A 16,516-nucleotide genomic window follows, 5' to 3' on the forward strand; every position below is an offset into this window, starting at 1 on the left:
CAGTACAGCCAAGGAAGTGATCTCGATGTCGTTCACCACTCCCGACCCCACCGGTCGCCCCGTCGCCGTCGTCGGAGCCGGCACCCTCGGGCGCCGCATCGCCCTGATGTTCGCCACCGACGGCGGCGAGGTGCGGATCTACGACCCCTCGGCCGAGCAGCTCGCGGCCGCCGGCGCCTACGTGGCCGAGCAGCTGCCCGCCGTCGCCGCCGGCGTCGGTGCGGGAGGGCCGGGCACCGTCGCCGTCACCGGGGACCTCGCCGAGGCGCTGCGCGGCGCCTGGCTGGTGATCGAGGCGGTTCCGGAGCGCCCCGAGCTCAAGCAGCGGGTCTTCGCCGACCTGGACCGGCACGCCGACCCGGACGCGATCCTGGGCAGCAACTCCTCGTCCTACCCGACCAGCCACTTCGTCGACCGGGTGCGCGAGCCCGAGCGGCTGGTCAACATCCACTTCTACATGCCGCCGACCCAGAACGCGGTGGACGTGATGTCCAGCGGCCGCACCAGCCGGGCGGTCATCGACCTGCTGTTGGCGGAACTGCCGCGGCACGGCGTGTTCCCGTTCGAGGCGCGCCGGGAGAGCACCGGCTTCATCTTCAACCGCATCTGGGCGGCCATCAAGCGCGAGTCGCTCGCCGTGGTCGCCGAGGGCGTGGCCACCGCCGAGGAGGTGGACGCCATGTGGTCCGTCAACACCGGCCTGCGCGGTGGCCCGTTCCGCGCGATGGACCAGGTCGGCCTGGACGTGGTGCTGGACATCGAGCAGCACTACGCGGCCGAACGCCCGGGCCTGCCGGACGGACCGCGCACCCTGCTGGCGGAGTACGTCGGGTCCGGCCGACTCGGCGTCAAGGCCGGGCGCGGCTTCTACGAGTACGAGGCCGGGGCCAGGGACGGGGCCGGGGACAGGGACCGGGAGGGCGCTGCGGCCGCCTGAGGGCTCTCCGGCGGGGCGGGCGGCCCCGGTCCACCCGTAGACTGGGTCCGGGGCCGCCGTCGGCACCGCCGAGCGAAGAACGAGACCCGAGGACCGCAGTTCGTGCCCAAGTCACCCACGAAGCGGCGCCCGCTGACCGTCGCCGCCCTGAACGACAGCGCCCTCGCCCTGTTCACCGAGCACGGCTTCCACGCCACCTCGATCCGTGACATCGTCGCCCGCGCCGGGCTGACCCGGGGCGCCTTCTACTCCAACTACCAGGACAAGGAACAGCTGTTCCTCGCCCTCTACGACCAGCAGATCGACCGGCTGCTCGCCGACCTGCGCAGCGCCTTCACCGCCGCCGCTGCCACTGCCGCTTTTGACAGCGCCACTGCCGCCGCCGCTTCCGGTAGCGCCGCCGCCCAGGATGTGCCGTCCCGGCTGCTGCGCGAACTGGCCGACCGGCGGCGGGTGGACGAGGGCTGGTTCCTGCTCTCGATGGAGTTCACCCTGCACGCCGCCCGGCACCCGGAGGTCGCCCGCAGCCTCGCCGAGCACGAGGCCCGGCTGATCGACGGACTGGTCGAGCTGATCGGGGAGGCCACCGACCACGCCCCGGAGATCAGCCCGCGCGACCTCGCCCGGTTGCTCGTCATCCTGCACGAGGGCGCCACCGCCATGCGCCTCACCGAGGAGGCCCGCGGCGACCTCGCCGAGTTCCCGGAGGACCTGCTGCACCGCGTCGTCGACGGGCTGTTCCACCCCACGGCTCCCCGGTAGGCCTGTCCGGCCCCGCTCTGCCGAGGCGGACAATGGTGGACGTGACAGACATGACGCTCAACCTCTGGCGGCAGCCGCTCGGCCCGGTGGCCGCCGAGGTGCTCAGCTCGGTGTGGGACCGCAACGACCTGACCGTGCTCATCCTCGCCGAAGGCGCGCTCTCCGAAATCCCGCCCGGCATCAGCCGGTTGATGCGGCTGCGCACCCTCGACCTCGGCCACAACCTGTTCACCGAGGTGCCCGCCGAGCTGACCCGGCTCACCTGGTTGCGGGACTTCCTCTACCTGCACGACAACCAGCTGACCGTCCTGCCGGACGACATCGGGAAGCTCACCGAACTCCGCTACCTCAACGTCGGCGAGAACCAGCTCACCGAACTCCCGTTCGCCATCGGCAAGATGACCGAACTGGTCGAACTGCGGGCCCAGCACAACCGGCTCGGCGTCCTGCCCGAGTCCATCGGCGCCCTCGGCGAGTTGCGTGAACTCTGGCTGCGCGGGAACGAGTTGACCGCCCTCCCGGCCTCCTTCGGGCTGCTCTCCGAACTGCGCGAGCTGGAACTGCGGGAGAACGCCCTCGCCGAGCTGCCCGCCGTCCTGGCCGGGCTGCCGCGGCTGCGCCGGATCGACCTGCGCAGCAACGGGATCACCGGACTGCCGGACTGGCTGGCCGACCCGGCCGCACTGCCCGCGCTGGAGAAGCTCGACCTGCGGTGGAACGACGTCCAGGTGTCGGACCGCGTGCGGGAGGCGCTCGCCGAGCGCGGCTGCGCCCTGCTGATGTGAGCTCTCCCATAAAGATCAACGCCAAGGTCCGGGTGCTGCTACCGTGGAAGGCATGAAGCGCGCTGCACTCGCCACGACGACGCCGGAAAGAGTCCCGGCGCTCTGACTGCTGACCTAGTCCGAAGCCCCGGGGCGAGTGCCCCGGGGCTTCGTCGTTCCCGTCCCCACTCGCCCGCGGATCCCGAGTGGAGACCATCCCCATGAACGACCGCCTCGTGAACGACCGCCCCGCCCCCGCCCCCGCGCACGACCGCCCCGCCCCCGCGCACGACCGCCCCGCCCCCGCGCACGACCGACCCGCGCACGACCACCGCAAGCTCGGCCGCGAACTCGACCTCTTCGACACCGACCCGCTGATGGGCTCCGGCCTGCCGTACTGGCTGCCCGACGGCGCGGCGATCCGGCACACCCTGGAGGAGTTCATCCGCGGCCGCGAGCGCCGGGCGGGCTACCGCCACGTCTACTCGCCGGTGCTCGGCAAGCGCGAGCTGTACGAGATCTCCGGCCACTGGGACCACTACCGCGAGGACATGTTCCCACCCATGCAACTCGGCTCGGAGGAGATGGTGCTGCGCCCGAGCCTGTGCCCGCACCACGCGCTGATCTTCCGCTCCCGTCCGCACAGCTATCGGGAACTCCCGCTGCGGATGGCCGAGTTGGGTGGCATGTACCGCTCCGAGCTGTCCGGCGTGCTCGGCGGGCTGACCAGGGTCCGGGCGATCCAGCTGAACGACGCGCACGTCTTCTGCACCCCGGAGCAGGCCGCCGACGAGGCCGTCGCCGCCCTGGAGCTGATCCGTGAGGCGCACCGGGCGCTCGGCATCAAGCCGGTCCGCTACCGGCTGTCGCTGCCCGGCGAGGGCGGCAAGTACGTGGCCGACCCGCAGCTGTGGCGGCGGGCCACCGCGCTGCTGACCGACGTACTGGAGCGCTCCGGGGTGCCGTTCGAGGCGGCGGAGGGCGAGGCCGCGTTCTACGGGCCCAAGATCGACGTGCAGATCGCCGACGGCGCCGGGCGGGAGTTCACCCTCTCCACCGTCCAGATCGACTTCCACCAGCCCGAGCGCTTCAACCTGCACTACATCGGCGCGGACGGCGCCAAGCACCGGCCGGTGATGGTGCACCGCAGCGTGATCGGCAGCGTCGAACGGGTGGTCGCCCACCTGATCGAGCTGTACGGCGGGGCGTTCCCGGCCTGGCTGGCACCGGCCCAGGTGGTGCTGCTGCCGATCTCCGACGCCGAGCTGCCGCAGACCGAGCGGCTGCGGCAGCGCTGCCTGGACCTCGGGCTGCGGGCCGAGGTCGCCGGACCGGAGCACGGCAGCCTGGGCGCCCGGATCCGGGAGGCCCGGCTGGTGCCCTACCAGGCGGTGATCGGCGCCAGGGAGGCCGCGGACGGCCGGGTCGCGCTGCGGCTGCGGGACGGCCGCCGGCTGGAGCCGATGGCGGCGGAGGAGGCCTGGGCGCGGATCGGCGCGCTGGTCGCGGACTGTAGCGCCGAGCCGTGGCGGGACGCCCCGGCCGAGTGAACCGGGAGCATACGTACGACTAGTGCGCTGCGCGGTGTGTCGGCGGGGCCGGCGGCGAGGGCCGCCCGTCGAATGGGCGGGGCGGCCGAGTCCCCCGCCGCCGCTGTCCCCACCCTTCCGGAGGTAACCGTGCGCAGACCGCGCAGCTTCGTCGCTCCCGCCCTCGCCGCCTGCCTGACCCTCGCCGGGGCGGTGGCCGCCGCCCCGGCGAGCTCGGCCGGGCTCCGCCCGCTGCCCGTCCCCGAGGTCCAGTACTGCGCGGCCGTCCTCGGCCACCTGCCCGGCGCCGACGGCGCGTCGCCGGTGCTCGGCCGGGCCTGCTCGCCGGACTCCCGCGCCGACGCGCTCGCCCTGGCCGACGGCCGGACCCTCACCCGCGGTGCAGACCAGCCGGCCGACCGGACGCTGCTGCTGGAGGAGTTCAAGGACATCGACTACCAGGGCGGCGTCATCTACTCCTTCTACGGTGACGCCGGCGGTTGCGACGGCACCGGCTACCACCTGGTCAACTACATCGACGTGGCGCTGAGCGTCTCCTCGATGAAGGGCTACAACAACTGCAACGCCGTCCACCTCTGGTCGACCCTCGGCGTGGAGAAGACCACGGACCTCCCGGCGGCCCAGCTGGGCGCCAACTTCAACGACGCGGTCCGCGAACTGCAGGTCTTCCACCGCTGAACGCCCCGGGCGTCGTCGACCGCCGGGAGCGCGCCCCGGCGGTCACGGTCAGTAGGACTGCAGCTCGATCAGGTGGCCCTCGGGGTCGCGCAGGTGGGCGCTGCGCAGGCCGGGACCCCACTCGGGGTGGTCGGTGGCCGGGACGGCGAGGACGCCGCCGTGCCGGAGGCAGAGGGCGAGGGCTTCGTCCACGTCGCCGACCCGGAGGACCAGCATCGCGGTGTCCTGGGTGGGGGTGGCCGGGCGGGCTGGCAGCCCGGTGGTGCCCAGCGTGGCGGACATCGCGGCGCGGTCGAACAGCACCAGGACGGCCTGCCCGTCGACGTCCCAGTTGGCGTACGGGCCCTCGGGCGTGCCCTTGACCAGGGTGGCGCCGGTGAGAGCGGGGAGGACGGCGCGGTAGAAGCCGAAGGTCTCGGCGAAGCGGGTGACGAGCAGGCGGGGGTAGAGGGCGTCCACGGTCGGGCTCCAGCGGGGATCTGAATCAGTGGGTTGACACCCACTATAGGGATCGACCCTAGAATGTCGCCATGGCCTCCGAGAACCCCGCCCCGCCCGACGCGCTGCCGCCGACACTGCTGGGCCTCAGCACCTTCCTGCTCGCCCGGACCGGTCGCACCGCGCGGGCGCGACTCGCCGGGCAACTGGCCGAACGCGGCCTGCGGCTCTGGGACATGGCCGTGCTGGCGGCCCTCGTCGACTTCGGTCCGCAGGCGCAGCGGGACCTGGTCCGGCGGCTGGGCATCGACCCGAGCGACCTCGCCAAGGTCGCCGACCAGCTCGGCGCGGCCGGGTACGTCGAGCGCAGCCGGGACCAGGCGGACCGCCGGCGGGTCTCGGTGTCGGTCACCGCCGACGGGCGGGCGCTGCTCGCCGAGCTGGAGGCGCGGGCCCGGGCGGTGCAGGACGAGGTGCTGGCCCCGCTCGACCCGGCGGAGCGCCGGGTGCTGCACGACCTGCTGCTGCGGGTGGAGCAGGGGATGCCGGAGTGACACGCCCCCGCGTGATCCACCGGACGGGCTACGTGGGCACCGCTCCGGGGCGGCGGGCGCCGGCGAACTCGTTCGCCCAGCGCGGGATGTCGAGCACGTGCTCGACCCGGGCGATCAGGGTGCCGGTCCGCTCGGCGTGGATCATCGCGCCGTCGCCCGTGTAGATGCCGACGTGGTGCAGCGGGGCGTCGGGGCGGGAGAAGAACAGCAGGTCGCCGGGGCCCAGGGCGTCACGGTCGACCGGGGCGCTGCGGTTGAACTGGGCCACGGTGTAGTGCGCGAGCTCGATGGTGCCGTGGCTGGCGCGGTACCAGCAGTACAGGGACAGCCCGCTGCAGTCGAAGCCGACCGTGCTCTCGCCCATGCACACGCCGTTCAGGTAGCCGTTCTCGCCGTCGCAGAAGCCGAGGCCCGGGCCCAGCCGGTCGCCGCCGCCCCAGGCGTACGGGAGGCCGAGTTGGGTCTCGGCCACCGTGACGACCCGCCGGCCGAGGGCGGCGGCGGGTTCGGTGCCGACGGGGTCGGTGGGCGCAGGGTCGGTGGGTGCCGGGTCGGTGCGGGCGTCGGACGGCGGTGCGGCGTGGGCGGGTTGGGACGCTGCGGCGAGGGCCGGGGTGAGGCCGGCGCCGAGGGCGAGGCCGAGCACCCGCCGGCGTCCGACACCGGACACCCGGTCGTACTCGGGGGGTTGGGGCTCCATCGGTCGACTCCTTCTGGCTGGGGGTGGCCGGTCGCGGCCGACGGTGGTCGATCGGGGTGCCGGCGTGGGTCGGCACCAGGATCGACGTCTGGGGGTGTCGTCCGCCATCACCCACAACGGTGAATCGTGGGCACACGGGCCTTGGTACGGAAGGGGTTTCGCCCGAAATCGGTTTGACGCCCGTTCGTCCGAGGCCAACGATGAGCGCGAACGTTCGGTCGCGATCCCCTCGGAGGCCCCATGAACAGCGCGGTCAAGCTGGTCCGCAACACCCGCCTGACCCAGGCCGTCGACTACGCCTACGCGGCGGTGGTCGACGCCCCGGTCCGCTCGCTCTGGCTCGCCGGGGCCTGCCCGTTGGACGAGGAGGGCCGTACGGTCGCGGTCGGCGACTACGAGGGCCAGGCCCACCAGGTGATGCGCAATCTGATAACCGTGCTGGAGGACGCGGGCGCTGGGCTCACGGACATCGCGCGGACCACCGTGTACGTGGCCTCCGGCAACCAGGCGGACTTGGTGAAGGTGTGGAACGTGTACCGGGAGTACCTGGGGGAGCACGACGCCCCCAGCACGCTGCTCGGCGTCTCGGTGCTCGGCTACACGGACCAGCTGGTGGAGGTGGAGGCGGTGGCCGTGCTGCCCTGACGGACCCGGGTGCTCAGGAGGAGGAGGCGGCGGCGAGCAGGGCGTCCAGCTTCCGGTAGCCCTCGGTCACGCCGCGCTCCATTCCGCTGGCCAGGATCGCGTCCCGGGCCACCAGGTTGTCGACCACCGACAGGACGGTGACCCGGGTGCGGCCCTCGCCGACGGGCTCGAAGACGGCGGTGTCCAGCGAGACGCCGTCCGGCACGCCCTCGAAGGTGAAGGTCTGAACGAGTCGGGTGGCCGGCCGGATTTCGTGGAAGGAGCCGTAGAAGGCGGCGACCTCCTGGCCCTCGCGGTGCACGGAGTAGCGGTAGTGGCCGCCGGTGCGGGCCTCCCACTCGTCGATCTTCAGGTCGAGGTCCTCGGGGCCGAGCCACTGCGCGACCAGCCCGGGCTCGATCCAGGCCCGGAAGACCCGCTCCTGGGGGGCGTCGAACTCGCGGACGATCCGGATGGTGGGCAGGGCCGGGTCCGCCTCGATGCGGGTCTCGCGGCCGGTGGTGGAGGTCATGACGGGTCTCCTTCGGTGGGTGCGGTGGGTGCGGTGAAGCGGTCGGTGCGGGAGTGGGTGCCGGTGTCCGGGGTCGCATCCTGGGTCGGGGCGGTGGCGGCGTTCTCGTCGGTGGCGTCGCTGTCGCCCATGGCCGCGAGGACGGCGTCCAGGCGGAGGAAGCGTTCCTCGGCCCGGCGGCGGTAGCGCTCGATCCAGCTCGTCATCAAGTCCAACACCTGCGGCTCCAGGTGGCACGGCCGCCGCTGGGCGTCCCGGCTGCGGCTGACCAGCCCGGCCTCCTCCAGCACCTTGAGGTGCTTGGAGACGGCCTGCATGGACATCGCATAGGACTCCGCCAACTCGCCGACGGTCGCGTCCCGGACCGAGAGCCGGGCGACGATGTCGCGCCGGGTCGGATCGGCCAGGGCGACGAACGCCCGGGAGAGCTGGTCGACGGCCACGGTGGCACCTCTGTTCTTCCTCAACCGATTGGTTGACAACCACGCTACCCCTGCCCGCCTGCTTGTTCAACCGATTGGTTGTGGAAGTCGCGGAAGCGGAGCTTTGGCAGCTGGTGTCCGGAGGAAGAAACCGTTCATTCGGTTTCTTGGCAGTACTACGAGGCGGCGGTCGCACTGTTCGGCCGATCCATCGGGAGGTGCGACCCCTGATCGCCGAGTCGGGAACTGGCGGACCGTTGACGGCAACTGTGCGGGCAGGTGGGGGAAGAGAGGGCGATTCGGCTGCCTCGTGGGCATCGTCTTGTCGCCCGTTGGGCGCCCGTAGCTAAGATACGGGGTGTTTGGTTTGGTTTTCCCGGAGCGCAGGGCGGGGTGGTTGCGGTGGTACGGCAGGAGCGGGCGCTCCGGACGCGCCGGCTGATCCTGGAGGCCGCGGCGTCGGTCTTCGACGAGTTCGGCTACGAGGGCGCGACCATCGGGGAGGTGGTCTCCCGGGCGGGTGTGACGCGCGGTGCGGTGTACTTCCACTTCGCCTCGAAGCGGGACCTCGCGCAGGGAGTCGTCGAGGAGCAGTTCGTCCAGGACGGAGTGCCGGAACGGAGCTGCAAACTCCAGGAGTTCGTGGACACCGGGATGGTGGTGGCGCACCTGATGCCGCGCGATCCGCTGCTCAGCGCCGGTGCCCGGCTCTCGCTCGGCCAGGACGTGTCTGACGACTTCGGCAGCGGTGCGATCCCCGGCTGGATCGGCCGGATGGAGGCGCTGTTGGTCGCCGCCGGCGACCGGGGCGAACTGCTGCCGCACATCGTCCCGGCCGACACCGCCTGGCTGATCACCGCTGCCTGGACGGGTGTTCAGATCCAGTCGCAGAAGCTCTCCGGCCGGGCCGACCTGGAACTGCGGGTGTCCGGGCTGTTCCAGCACCTGATGCCGAGCGTCGCGGTGCCCGGGGTGCTCGGCTCGTTGCAGATGGGGCCGGACCGCGGGGGGCAGGTGGTCGCCGAGGTTGCGGCGGCCCGGGCGGCGGAGGGTGCTGCTGACGGATCGTCGGCGGGGTCGGAGACGGCGGGTGTCGCGGACGGGGTCGGGGTGGGCTGACCGGCGGGCCGCGCGGTACGGGCGGCAACGGGCCCCGGGGCCAGATGAGTTGGGTACAGGTGGCGGCGCGAGGCCCAGGGGGCCGGCGCCGCCTTCGGTTTGTCCGGGGGTGGGCGCGGAGGGTGATCACGTGCGGACGCGGGGCCCCGGTGGTGGGTCGCCCGGTGAAGGTCGGCGCTCGATTCCGTAAAAAACAGCGCGTACGGTTTTGTATTGACAAACCGCACGTGCTGTTTTTCACTGAGGACGGACGGTTGACCCAGGGGTGTCGACTCGGGGTCGGCTGTGGCGGAGGCGCTGCGGCGGAGGGGCCGTGGCGTTCCGCGTGATGGGGGTGGTCATCGTGGAGATCAGGGTGCTCGGGGCGCTGGACGTCCGGGTGTGCGGGGAGTCGGTGGTGCCGACGGCGCCCAAGCCCCGCCAGGTGCTGGGCTTGCTGGCAGTGCGAGCGGACCAGGTGGTCCCGGCCGGGGTGCTGGCCGAGGAGCTGTGGTCCGGCCGCCCGCCGCGCACGGCGCGCACCACCGTGCAGACCTACGTCCTGCACCTGCGTGACCTGATCGACCGGGCGCTCGCCCGGGCCGCTGCGCCCGCCGGGGTCTCCTGCGCCAAGGACGTCCTGGTGACCTCGCCCGGCGGCTACCTGCTGAACAGCGGCAACGGGACGCTGGACGTGCGGGAGTTCGAGCGGCTGGCCGGGGCGGGCCACCGGGCGATGGGCGAGGGCGACCATCCGCAGGCCGCCCGGACGCTCGGCGAGGCGCTGGCGCTGTGGCGCGGACCGGCCTTCGCGGACGTCCCGGCGGGCGGCCAACTCGCCGTTGAGGCGCAGCGGTTGGAAGAGGCCCGGCTCTGCGCGCTGGACCAGCGGATCGAGGCCGACCTGCGGCTGGGACGGCACCGGGCCCTGCTGGCGGAGCTGACCGTACTGGTCGACCGCTACCGCACCCACGAGAGCCTGCACGGCCAGTACATGATCGCCCTGCACCGCTCCGGCCGCCGGGGCGAGGCCCTGGCGGCCTACCAGCGCCTGCGCGCCACCTTGGTGCGGGAGTTGGGCATGGAACCGTCCGCCGGGTTACGGCGGCTCCAGCGGTCCGTCCTGCTGGCCGGCTCGGAGGGGGCGGAGCGCGAACCCGCGCCGGCGGCGCCGTAGCCGGCCCGCCGTCGGCCCACCCGGACGGCTCGGAGCATCTGGTTCGCCCGGAGCAACCGGTTCACTCGGCCGATCGGGTACCCGTTCCCGGGCCCGCCCGCGCCGAACCGGGTCGAATGTCAGTGCGCCTCGCCATGATGGCGGTATGAAGGACGCAGCCACCACGGCCACCCCCGCCACCCTCGCCTCCCCGCAGGCCTACGCCGACGCCGTCGCCACCGCCGTCCGGGCCGCCGGGGCGTACTACGGCGACGGCTCCACCCCGCTCGGGGACGACGAGTACGACGCCCTGGTCCGGGGGATCGAGGCCTACGAGCGCGCGCACCCCGAGCAGGTGCTGCCCGAGTCGCCCACCGGCAAGGTGGCCGGCGGCGCGGTCGTCGGCGACGTCCCGCACAGCACGCCGATGCTCTCGCTCGACAACGTCTTCTCCGCCGAGGAACTGGAGTCCTGGGCCGCCGGGCTGGAGCGCCGGCTCGGCAGACCGGTCGCCGCCTGGTGCGTCGAGCCCAAGCTGGACGGCCTCGCGGTCGCCGCCCGCTACCGGGCCGGCCGGCTGCACCAGGTGCTCACCCGGGGCGACGGCCTGGCCGGGGAGGACATCACCCACGCCGCCGACGCCGTGCTCGGCCTGCCCGCCCGGCTCAGCGAGCCGCTCGACGTGGAACTGCGCGGCGAGGTGCTGCTCACCCACGAACAGTTCGAAGCGGCCAACGCCGTGCGCACCGCCCACGGCGCCACCCCCTTCGCCCACCCGCGCAGCGGCGCCGCCGGCACCCTGCGGGCCAAGGACCGCCCGTACCGGGTCGAGCTCACCTTCTTCGGCTACGACGCCCACGGCCTGCCCGGCCTGCCCGGCCTGGACCACGCCGCGCTGCTCGCCCGTATCGCCGGACTCGGCGCCAACACCGCCGCCACCACCGCGGCCGCGCCCCGCCGCTGCGCCACGCTCGCCGAGGCCGAGCAGCGGATCGAGGAGATCGCCGCGCTGCGCGCCGCACTGCCCTTCGGCATCGACGGCGTCGTGGTCAAGGCGGACGCGGTCGCCGACCAGGAGGAGGCCGGTTCCGGTTCCCGCGCGCCGCGCTGGGCGGTCGCCCGCAAGCTCCAGGCCCAGCACAAGGTCACCCGGCTGCTCGCCGTGGAGTGGAACGTCGGCCGCACCGGGATCATCGCGCCCCGCGCGGTGCTGGAGCCGGTGGTGATCGACGGCGTCACCGTCACCTACGCGACCCTGCACAACCCCGCCGACATCGAGCGCCGCGGACTGATGCTCGGCGACCAGGTGTTCGTCTACCGCGCCGGCGACGTCATCCCGCGCGTCGAGGCGCCGCTGGTGGACGAGCGCACCGGCGCCGAGCAGCCGATCGCCTTCCCCGAGGCCTGTCCGCGCTGCGGCGATGCCATCGACCGCTCGGAGCAGCGCTGGCGCTGCGTGCGCGGCCGCGGCTGCCAGGCCGTCGCCTCGGTGATCTACGCGGCCGGGCGCGACCAGCTCGACATCGAGGGCCTCGGCGGCACCCGGGCCGTCCAGTTGGTCGAATCCGGGCTGGTCGCCGACCTCGCCGACCTCTTCACCCTGACCAAGGAACAACTGCTCACGCTGGAGCGGATGGGCGACACCAGCGCGGACAACCTGCTCGCCGCGATCGAGACCGCCCGCACCCGCCCGCTGAACCGGGTGTTCTGCGCCCTCGGCATCCGCGGCACCGGCCGGACGATGTCGCGCCGGATCGCCGCGCACTTCGGCAGCATGGCCGCGATCCGGGCCGCCGACGCGGAGGCGCTGGCGGGCGTGGACGGCATCGGAACGGAGAAGGCGACCGTGATCGTGGCCGAACTCGCCGACGTGGCGCCGCTGTTGGACCGACTGGCGGAGCAGGGCGTGGGGACGGCGGTCACCGAGCCGCTGGTCGCGGCGGCTGATCCCGCTGCCAGTGCGGCGGGCGAAGGCGCGGAGACGGAAGGTGCGGTGGCCGGTCCGCTGGCCGGGCAGAGCGTGGTGGTCACCGGGAGCATGACCGGCGTCCTGGCCGAGCTCTCCCGCAACGCGATGAACGAACTGATCGAGCGTGCGGGCGGCAAGGCCTCCTCCTCGGTGTCCAAGCGCACCACCCTGCTGGTCGCGGGGGAGAAGGCGGGCTCCAAGCGGGCCAAGGCGGAGGAGCTCGGGGTGCCGGTCACCACCCCGGAGGACTTCGCCGTCCTAGTCGCCGACTTCCTCGGCTGATCGCGCGGCCGACCGCACGGCTCAGCGGCCGGTCGGTGGGCCCGGTCGGTGCGGTAGGGTGGCCGACGCTGTACACGACGAACACGACCGAGAGCCAGGGAGGTGAGACCCATTACCGGTATGTCCGAGCGGGTGCTCCCGGAGCGCGGCCGTGCGGGCGCATCGCGCGCGTAGCGCGGGCGCGCCGACGCGGTGTCGGCCCTGGCGGGAGCCCTGACGGAGTCCTCCGTTCTCCTCCCGTCCTGCCCTAGGAATCCCCTTGTCGGTCTTCTCCTCCGCCGCTCTCCGTTCCTCCGTCGTCTCCCGACTGCGCGCCGCCGGCTGCGTGTTCGCCGAGGACGAGGCCCGGATCCTGCTCACCGCCGCCGCCTCACCCGCCGAACTGGCCGCCATGGTCCGGGCCCGCGCCCAGGGCCGACCGCTCGAACACGTCGTCGGCTGGGCCGAGTTCGCGGGTCTGCGGATCGCCGTCGACCCCGGCGTGTTCGTCCCGCGCCGCCGCAGCGAGTTCCTGGCCGCCGAGGCCGCCCGACTCGCCGGCCCCGGCGCCGTGGTGGTCGACCTGTGCTGCGGCAGCGGTGCCCTCGGCGCCGCCGTGGCGGACCAGGTCGACCACCCGGTCGAGCTGTACGCCGCGGACCTCGACCCCGCCGCCGTCCGCTGCGCCCGGCGCAATCTGGCCGGGACGGGCGCGCGGGTCTACGAGGGCGACCTCTTCGCGCCCCTGCCCGAGGCACTGCGCGGACGGGTGGAGGTACTGATCGCCAACGTCCCGTACGTACCGACCGCGGACGTCGAGCTGTTGCCGCCCGAGGCGCGACTGCACGAGGCCCGGCCCGCGCTGGACGGCGGTGCGGACGGGCTGGACGTGCTGCGCCGGGTGGCCGCGGTCGCGCCCGGGTGGCTGGCGGCGGGCGGGGCGCTGCTGTTCGAGACCAGCGAGCGGCAGGCGGCCGGTGCGCTGGAGGTGGCCCGGGCGGCGGGGTTGGCGGCGGAGGTGAGCCGCGAGGAGGAACTGGACGCCACGGTCGTCACGGCGACCCGGAACTGACCGTCGTCGGCGGGTGGTCGCCTGGGGGCGCCTGGGGGTTGTCGGCCCCGGGAGGCGGGTGGTCGTTCGGGGGCGCTCGTCCGAGGGCGGTCAACGGCCCGGCCACCGTTCCCCTGTGACGGTGGCCGGGCCGGGCTGGTCGGTCGCCGGTCGCCGGTCGCCGGTCACCCGGTCATCCGGTCATCCGGTCAGATCCGGGCGCCGTACACGTGGTCGACCGGGATGGTGAGCAGTACCCGGCGGTCGGCGACCATGACCCTGCGGTAGTCCGCCCAGTCGGGGTGCTCGCCGGCGGCCCGGCGGTAGTAGTCGACCAGGGCCTCGACCTCGGGACCGTCGGGGTCGAGGCCCGGTCCGGTGAGGGTAGCGGTGCCTTCGGCGGTGGCCCAGGAGCGGCCGTCCGGTGCGGTCACCTCCAGGCTGACCCGCGGGTCCCGGCGAAGGTTCGCGGTCTTCGCGAGTCCCTCCCGGGTGGAGATCAGGAGGACGTTCGCCTCGCGGTCGTAGTACGGCAGCACCGGCGAGAGCTGGGGCCGGCCGTCGGCCTTGATGGTGGCGAGGATGCCGAGGCGGCTCTGCGCGAGGAGGGCGTACGGGTCGTACGGAGGGCGCGTGGTGGTGGTCATGGGAGCATCATCGGGCTTCACGCCGGTGTGAAGGGCGGGACCCGGCAGGTGTGTTGCGCCGCTGGCGCCTGGTTGGCCCCGAAAGATGAGGATCTGCGGAATCGCCGGTGGCCGCCGCCGTGCCGCGGCTAGGGTCGGGAGCCGACAGGGCGTGACGATCCGTCACCGAGTGCTGGTCCGAACCGAGGGAGCACACGCGATGGCTGCCGACTACCGGCCCAGGGAAGTGCTGGAGTTCTCCGACGACCTGCACCACGAGGACGTCCTCCCCTTGCAGGCCTTCCTGTCGGCCCGTCTCGGCGAGGTGGTCAAGGCCCAGCCCGAGGGCAGCGCCGGCCGTTTCGCGGCCGAGCGCCTCGCCGATGTCACCCGCCGCGACTGCGTCCACCTCGGCGACCTCCTCGTCGCCTGGCGCGAGGTGGTGGTCGAGGACCGGATCGAAGTGCCCGGGGAGACTCAACGGCTCCGGCAGGACGTGATGGTGTGGTGGGAGCGGCTGTGCGGAACGGCCGACGGCTTCCGCGACCACCCCGACCACAGACCCCGGTGGCGGGCGCTGCGCTTCCTGAACCTCGCCCATGCCGAACTGATGGCCGGTCTGACGGACCTGTCGCGGGGCGGGTACGGGGACGGGGCGCACCCGTGAGCTTCTGAACGCCCGAACGCCGGAACGTCCGCACGCCGGAATGCCCGAACCTCGGAACGTCCGCACGCCGGAATGCCCGAACCCCGGAACGTCCGCACGCCTGGAACCCCGGCCACCATACGGGCGGTGACCGGGGTTCCAGGGCTCAGGCGCCGGGCGGGGTCCGGCCGGCGTGGGCCGAGGTGATCACGGCGGTCGCGGCGGAGAGCGCGGCGGCCGTCCGCCGCACGTCCGCCTCCGTGGTGCGCCAGTTGCTGAACGCCGCGCGCAGGGCGGGCAGGCCGGCGTAGCGGGTCGGGGTGAGGAAGGCTTCCGCGGAGAGCTCGGAGGCGAGGGCGGCGAGGCGCTCCGGGGTGGGGTCCTCGGTGAGGGTGAAGCACACTACGTTGAGGCGGACCGGCGCGAGCAGCCGCAGGCCGTCGATCGCCTCGACCGCCGCGCCGAGCGCGCGGGCCCCGGCGACATTGCGCTCCACGATCTCGCGGTGGCCGGCCCGGCCGTAGGCGCGCAGCGTGAACCAGGCGGCCAGGGCGCGCAGGCGGTGAGAGTTCTCCGGGGTCAGGTGCACCAGGTCGGGGTGGTCGCCGACCGGGCCGAGGTAGGCGGCGGCGTTCTGGAAGACCCGGGCCTGGAGGTCGCGGCGGCGGGTGAACTGCACGGCGCTGTCGTAGGGCACGTTGAGCCACTTGTGCAGGTCCACGCAGACCGAGTCGGCGAGGTCGAGCCCGGCGACCAGCTCGGTGTGGTGGGGGGAGAGCGCGGCGAAGGCGCCGAAGGCGGCGTCCACGTGCAGCCAGAACGGGTACCGCTCGCGGAGGGCGGCGATCGCCCGCAGGTCGTCGAAGTCGACGGTGTTCACGGTGCCCGCGTTGGCGACCACGACGCACGGGCCGTCGGCCCCGGCGAGGGCCCGCTCCAGGGCGGCCACGTCCACGGCCTCCCGGCCGGGCAGGGCGGGGACGGCGGTCAGCGCGGTGCGGCCGAGGCCCAGGACGGACAGCGCCTTGGCCACGCTGGAGTGCGCACTGCCCGACAGCACCCGGACCCGGCCCAGCGCGGCGACCCCGTCCTCGGCCACGTCGACCCCGAGGCGTTCGCCCAGCCACTCGCGGGCGATCGCCAGTCCGACCGTGTTGGACTGGGTGGCGCCGCTGACGAAGGTGCCGCTGTGCGCGGGGGAGAGCCCGAACAGCTCGCGCAGCCAGCCGACGGTCTCCCGCTCCAGGTGTTGACCGGCGGGGTCGAGCGAGGAGTTGGAGTTCTGGTCGGCGGTGGCGGTCAGCCAGTCGCCCACCAGCGCGGCCGGGGTCGCCCCGCCCGTCACGAAGCCGAAGTAGCGCGGCCCGGCGCCGGCCGACAGCCGTGGCTCCCAGCGCTCGCCGAACTCGGCCAGGGCCGCCCGCAGTCCGTCGGCGTCCTCGCGCAGCGGCTCCGACGGTGTCGGTCGGCCGGCCTCCTCCGGGATGACCGGCCGGTCGTCGAGCCCGCCGAGGAAGTCGACGGCCCGCTGCCGGGCCTCTTCCAACAGGGCGGGCAACTGGTCGAGGTCGGCGGCGAGTTCGCGGTGCATGGGTTCTCCGTTGATCGGTGGTCAGGCCGAGGCTAGTGGCGGACGGAGAGGGTGTCGCGGGCCAATTCCGTGCCGGTGGCCCGGGCGGTCGGGGGGCGGGACCGCCCGGGCCACCGGGGGTCGGGGCTGGGGCTGGGGTTGGGGTTGGGGGCTCGGG

At 73.6% G+C, this 16,516-nt stretch carries 18 protein-coding genes; 12 read left to right on the forward strand and 6 right to left on the reverse strand.

The annotated features are described in order from the left end of the window. The first annotated feature begins 25 nt into the window (after positions 1 to 25). The 5 genes from ACFXOZ_RS01310 (at position 26) to ACFXOZ_RS01330 (ending at position 4,691) form a co-directional block, all read left to right on the forward strand. Complete coding sequence (locus ACFXOZ_RS01310) at positions 26 to 937, forward strand: 3-hydroxyacyl-CoA dehydrogenase family protein (protein WP_380586348.1); 912 nt, start codon at positions 26 to 28, stop codon at positions 935 to 937. Between the two features lie 102 nt (positions 938 to 1,039). Next, complete coding sequence (locus ACFXOZ_RS01315) at positions 1,040 to 1,699, forward strand: TetR/AcrR family transcriptional regulator (RefSeq protein ID WP_380524521.1); 660 nt, start codon at positions 1,040 to 1,042, stop codon at positions 1,697 to 1,699. A 50-nt stretch (positions 1,700 to 1,749) separates the two neighbouring features. Beyond that, positions 1,750 to 2,484 carry a leucine-rich repeat domain-containing protein gene (locus ACFXOZ_RS01320; protein WP_380586524.1) on the forward strand — a complete coding sequence of 245 codons (735 nt, stop codon included), beginning with the start codon at positions 1,750 to 1,752 and terminating at the stop codon, positions 2,482 to 2,484. A gap of 356 nt (positions 2,485 to 2,840) precedes the next feature. Beyond that, positions 2,841 to 4,013 (forward strand): threonine--tRNA ligase, encoded by a 1,173-nt coding sequence (gene thrS / locus ACFXOZ_RS01325; protein ID WP_380586527.1) that lies wholly within the window; start codon positions 2,841 to 2,843, stop codon positions 4,011 to 4,013. A 129-nt stretch (positions 4,014 to 4,142) separates the two neighbouring features. Continuing rightward, a complete protein-coding gene (locus ACFXOZ_RS01330) occupies positions 4,143 to 4,691 on the forward strand; it encodes a hypothetical protein (protein ID WP_380524523.1) in 549 nt (182 codons plus the stop codon). 48 nt (positions 4,692 to 4,739) lie between these two features. Here ACFXOZ_RS01330 and ACFXOZ_RS01335 read toward each other — a convergent pair whose 3' ends face one another. Then, entirely contained in the window at positions 4,740 to 5,150 is a 411-nt protein-coding gene (locus tag ACFXOZ_RS01335; protein WP_380586351.1) for a VOC family protein, read from the reverse strand. A gap of 71 nt (positions 5,151 to 5,221) precedes the next feature. Here ACFXOZ_RS01335 and ACFXOZ_RS01340 point away from each other — a divergent pair, with 71 nt between their 5' ends. Continuing rightward, positions 5,222 to 5,683 carry a MarR family winged helix-turn-helix transcriptional regulator gene (locus tag ACFXOZ_RS01340; RefSeq protein WP_380586354.1) on the forward strand — a complete coding sequence of 154 codons (462 nt, stop codon included), beginning with the start codon at positions 5,222 to 5,224 and terminating at the stop codon, positions 5,681 to 5,683. A 28-nt stretch (positions 5,684 to 5,711) separates the two neighbouring features. Here ACFXOZ_RS01340 and ACFXOZ_RS01345 read toward each other — a convergent pair whose 3' ends face one another. Next, entirely contained in the window at positions 5,712 to 6,383 is a 672-nt protein-coding gene (locus ACFXOZ_RS01345; RefSeq protein WP_380524526.1) for a C40 family peptidase, read from the reverse strand. Positions 6,384 to 6,623: 240 nt separating this feature from the next. On the opposite strand from ACFXOZ_RS01345, the gene ACFXOZ_RS01350 reads away from it, so the two are divergent. Continuing rightward, positions 6,624 to 7,028, forward strand: a complete 405-nt coding sequence (locus ACFXOZ_RS01350; RefSeq protein ID WP_380524527.1) for a RidA family protein — start codon at positions 6,624 to 6,626, stop codon at positions 7,026 to 7,028. 13 nt (positions 7,029 to 7,041) lie between these two features. On the opposite strand, the gene ACFXOZ_RS01355 is transcribed toward ACFXOZ_RS01350, so the two are convergent. After that, positions 7,042 to 7,539, reverse strand: a complete 498-nt coding sequence (locus ACFXOZ_RS01355; RefSeq protein ID WP_380586357.1) for an SRPBCC family protein — start codon at positions 7,537 to 7,539, stop codon at positions 7,042 to 7,044. Continuing rightward, positions 7,536 to 7,982 carry an ArsR/SmtB family transcription factor gene (locus ACFXOZ_RS01360; RefSeq protein WP_380524530.1) on the reverse strand — a complete coding sequence of 149 codons (447 nt, stop codon included), beginning with the start codon at positions 7,980 to 7,982 and terminating at the stop codon, positions 7,536 to 7,538. The genes ACFXOZ_RS01355 and ACFXOZ_RS01360 overlap by 4 nt, the downstream gene beginning before the upstream one ends. Before the next feature lie 372 nt (positions 7,983 to 8,354). Between ACFXOZ_RS01360 and ACFXOZ_RS01365 the strand changes: the two genes are divergently transcribed. The 4 genes from ACFXOZ_RS01365 (at position 8,355) to ACFXOZ_RS01380 (ending at position 13,517) form a co-directional block, all read left to right on the forward strand. Continuing rightward, positions 8,355 to 9,080: a ScbR family autoregulator-binding transcription factor gene (locus ACFXOZ_RS01365; RefSeq protein WP_380586360.1), complete on the forward strand. Its 726-nt coding sequence runs from the start codon at positions 8,355 to 8,357 to the stop codon at positions 9,078 to 9,080. 343 nt (positions 9,081 to 9,423) lie between these two features. Further along, positions 9,424 to 10,236 carry a BTAD domain-containing putative transcriptional regulator gene (locus ACFXOZ_RS01370; RefSeq protein ID WP_380524539.1) on the forward strand — a complete coding sequence of 271 codons (813 nt, stop codon included), beginning with the start codon at positions 9,424 to 9,426 and terminating at the stop codon, positions 10,234 to 10,236. Positions 10,237 to 10,381: 145 nt separating this feature from the next. Continuing rightward, positions 10,382 to 12,466, forward strand: coding sequence for an NAD-dependent DNA ligase LigA (gene ligA / locus ACFXOZ_RS01375; protein WP_380586363.1), 2,085 nt, complete (start codon positions 10,382 to 10,384; stop codon positions 12,464 to 12,466). 259 nt (positions 12,467 to 12,725) lie between these two features. Next, positions 12,726 to 13,517, forward strand: coding sequence for a putative protein N(5)-glutamine methyltransferase (locus tag ACFXOZ_RS01380; RefSeq protein ID WP_380524534.1), 792 nt, complete (start codon positions 12,726 to 12,728; stop codon positions 13,515 to 13,517). Positions 13,518 to 13,705: 188 nt separating this feature from the next. On the opposite strand, the gene ACFXOZ_RS01385 is transcribed toward ACFXOZ_RS01380, so the two are convergent. Continuing rightward, positions 13,706 to 14,143 carry a PPOX class F420-dependent oxidoreductase gene (locus tag ACFXOZ_RS01385; protein WP_380524535.1) on the reverse strand — a complete coding sequence of 146 codons (438 nt, stop codon included), beginning with the start codon at positions 14,141 to 14,143 and terminating at the stop codon, positions 13,706 to 13,708. Positions 14,144 to 14,342: 199 nt separating this feature from the next. On the opposite strand from ACFXOZ_RS01385, the gene ACFXOZ_RS01390 reads away from it, so the two are divergent. Further along, positions 14,343 to 14,789, forward strand: coding sequence for a hypothetical protein (locus ACFXOZ_RS01390; protein WP_380524536.1), 447 nt, complete (start codon positions 14,343 to 14,345; stop codon positions 14,787 to 14,789). A gap of 145 nt (positions 14,790 to 14,934) precedes the next feature. On the opposite strand, the gene ACFXOZ_RS01395 is transcribed toward ACFXOZ_RS01390, so the two are convergent. After that, positions 14,935 to 16,359 carry a pyridoxal phosphate-dependent decarboxylase family protein gene (locus ACFXOZ_RS01395; RefSeq protein ID WP_380586366.1) on the reverse strand — a complete coding sequence of 475 codons (1,425 nt, stop codon included), beginning with the start codon at positions 16,357 to 16,359 and terminating at the stop codon, positions 14,935 to 14,937. Positions 16,360 to 16,516: the final 157 nt, after the last annotated feature.

The organism is Kitasatospora sp. NPDC059160 (genome assembly GCF_042755465.1).
Taxonomy (GTDB): Bacteria; Actinomycetota; Actinomycetes; order Streptomycetales; family Streptomycetaceae; genus Kitasatospora.

Excerpts from the sequence above, each read along its gene's own strand:
- thrS (WP_380586527.1), top strand. The coding sequence starts at position 2,841 with ATGGGCTCCGGCCTGCCGTACTGGCTGCCCGACGGCGCGGCGATCCGG.
- ACFXOZ_RS01320 (WP_380586524.1), top strand. The coding sequence starts at position 1,750 with ATGACGCTCAACCTCTGGCGGCAGCCGCTCGGCCCGGTGGCCGCCGAG.
- ACFXOZ_RS01350 (WP_380524527.1), top strand. The coding sequence starts at position 6,624 with ATGAACAGCGCGGTCAAGCTGGTCCGCAACACCCGCCTGACCCAGGCC.
- ACFXOZ_RS01385 (WP_380524535.1), bottom strand. The coding sequence starts at position 14,143 with ATGACCACCACCACGCGCCCTCCGTACGACCCGTACGCCCTCCTCGCG.
- ACFXOZ_RS01345 (WP_380524526.1), bottom strand. The coding sequence starts at position 6,383 with ATGGAGCCCCAACCCCCCGAGTACGACCGGGTGTCCGGTGTCGGACGC.
- ACFXOZ_RS01310 (WP_380586348.1), top strand. The coding sequence starts at position 26 with ATGTCGTTCACCACTCCCGACCCCACCGGTCGCCCCGTCGCCGTCGTC.
- ACFXOZ_RS01395 (WP_380586366.1), bottom strand. The coding sequence starts at position 16,359 with ATGCACCGCGAACTCGCCGCCGACCTCGACCAGTTGCCCGCCCTGTTG.
- ACFXOZ_RS01355 (WP_380586357.1), bottom strand. The coding sequence starts at position 7,539 with ATGACCTCCACCACCGGCCGCGAGACCCGCATCGAGGCGGACCCGGCC.
- ACFXOZ_RS01390 (WP_380524536.1), top strand. The coding sequence starts at position 14,343 with ATGGCTGCCGACTACCGGCCCAGGGAAGTGCTGGAGTTCTCCGACGAC.
- ACFXOZ_RS01340 (WP_380586354.1), top strand. The coding sequence starts at position 5,222 with ATGGCCTCCGAGAACCCCGCCCCGCCCGACGCGCTGCCGCCGACACTG.
- ligA (WP_380586363.1), top strand. The coding sequence starts at position 10,382 with ATGAAGGACGCAGCCACCACGGCCACCCCCGCCACCCTCGCCTCCCCG.